Raw genomic sequence first — 905 nt, 5'->3', positions numbered from 1 at the left:
CGTTTCATGGGATTACTAAGATATGCAGTTTCATATTGCAGTTTATTCCTCTTGCTGTCGGTATTTTTTCTGCTTTTCGGCCTCGATGGATTGCATGTAACGTGTCAGGTCGCTCACGAAGGCCGTCTGGCTGTTAGTAATTACCTGTATTTCATGGTTCTCGTAATCGAAAGATACTGCCTCTAATTTGGCGAGATCGGATAAATTGAGCCGGATCAATGGATTGTCGGAGCAGCCCAAGCGAATCAACTCCGTATTTTCGGAGAGATCGAGCGCAGTCAATCGATTGTAGCCGCAGTATAATTCGGTCAGCGCTGCATTTTCGGAGAGATCGAGCGCGGTCAATTGATTGTTGAGGCAATTCAAATAAGTTAACTTTGTATTTTCGGAGAGATCGAGTGCTGTTATCGGATTCCAACCGCAGGACAAATCGGTCAACTCCGTATTTTTGGAAAGATCGAGTTCCGTCAATCGATTGTAATCGCACCACAAGTCGGTAAGCATCGTATTTTCGGATAGATCGAGCGCAGTCAATTGATTGTGCCCGCAGAACAATTGCGTCAGGGCTGTATTTTGGGAGAGATCGAATGCGGTCAATTGATTGTAGTCGCAGACCAGCATGCTCAATGCTCTATTTTCCGTCAGGTCAAGCGTCTTTATCGGATTCCGACCGCAGTTTAATGTAAGCAATGCGGTATTTTCGGACAGATCGAGTGTCGTTAGCTGGTTATCTTTGCATTTCAGTATATTCAACTCCGTATTTTTGGACAAATCGAGTTCGGTCAGCGCATGTCCGTTGCATATGAGCTGTTTGAGATTTCTGAAATGTTCGACGCCTGCAAGTGATTCGATTGCGGGAGTGTCGCTCGATTCTCCGCAGAGCCTGCCGAGGTCGATGGCAAGTA

Annotated in this window: 1 protein-coding gene; it reads right to left on the bottom strand. The window is 46.0% G+C overall.

Annotated features, from left to right (window positions below):
* Positions 1 to 42: 42 nt before the first annotated feature.
* A partial coding sequence (locus QVP03_RS04870; protein WP_369677399.1) for a leucine-rich repeat domain-containing protein occupies positions 43 to 905 on the bottom strand: 863 nt, incomplete at its 5' end.

It is taken from the genome of Alistipes sp. CAG:29, assembly GCF_000435435.1.
Lineage (GTDB): Bacteria > Bacteroidota > Bacteroidia > Bacteroidales > Rikenellaceae > Alistipes > Alistipes onderdonkii.
Note: the sequence above shows the minus strand (reverse complement) of the source record. Positions and strands in the feature narration are given on the sequence as shown.